Genomic DNA, 1,012 nt, shown 5'->3' with positions numbered 1-1,012 from the left:
CTTGAAGCGGATTTTATGGCATTGATTGAATTCGCTAATTGAGTAGAATATTTGACGGCGGCGGGGATGATTTTATGCTTAGCCATGTCGATCATGGTTAGAGCCTCAATGTTAATTTGTTTGGAATATTGCTCTAAGTTGATTTCATAGCGGGATTCTAATTCGATTTTATTCAAAACGTGATGTTTTTCATATAACTCAATGGTTGACTCCCGGAGCAGAACTCGTGCTGCATCAACGGTTGAAGTAATATTAGGAAGTCCGCGTTTTGTTGCCTCTACAACCCATTCATCTGCATAGCCATTTCCATCGAAGAGGATTCGATTGTGCTTAGTAGCTGTCTCCTTAAGAAGCTCAAGGAGGGCTTGATCGAAGTCCGTTGCTTTTTCGAGGCGATCTGCAAATTGGGAGAAGACTTCAGCAAATATAGTATTGAGTACTACGTTTGGACCTGAGATAGATTGAGAAGATGCTACCATTCTGAATTCAAATTTGTTGCCGGTAAAAGCGAAGGGGGAAGTGCGATTGCGGTCTGTAGAGTCTTTACGGAAGGCAGGCAGGGTGATTACACCGCTGGCTAATCTCTCCCCTTGAAGGGAACGAGTGACTTCCCCATTTTGCAACTGCTTAAAGATATCTGAGAGTTGTTCGCCTAGGAAAACAGAAATGATGGCTGGAGGGGCTTCGTTTGCACCAAGTCTGTGGTCATTTCTGGGAGTGGCTGCTGAAAATCTCAGCAATTCTGCATAATCATCAACAGCTTTAATGATAGCACATAAAATCGTTAGGAATTGTAAGTTTTCATGGGGAGTCTTACCGGGATCCAAGAGGTTAAGTCCGTCGTTGGTGGACATTGACCAGTTGTAGTGCTTGCCAGACCCATTGACTCCGGCAAAGGGTTTTTCATGAAGCAAGCAAACCATGTCATGCCGCAAGGCAACTTTTTTCATGGTATCCATGACAATTTGGTTGTGGTCGGTGGCAATATTTGTTGTTCCAAATATAGGAGCCA

The 1,012-nt window shown here is 43.6% G+C and carries 1 protein-coding gene; it reads right to left on the bottom strand.

The window, feature by feature from the left end:
• Window positions 1-1,012 (bottom strand): glutamine synthetase III family protein (locus M8E35_RS26345; protein ID WP_508012622.1); only part of this gene is annotated, 1,012 nt, incomplete at both ends.

The sequence above is a fragment of the Desulfosporosinus nitroreducens genome, from assembly GCF_023897015.1.
GTDB lineage: Bacteria > Bacillota > Desulfitobacteriia > Desulfitobacteriales > Desulfitobacteriaceae > Desulfosporosinus > Desulfosporosinus nitroreducens.
The sequence above is the reverse complement of the archived record's forward strand: the minus strand, read 5'-3'. Positions and strand labels throughout refer to the sequence as shown.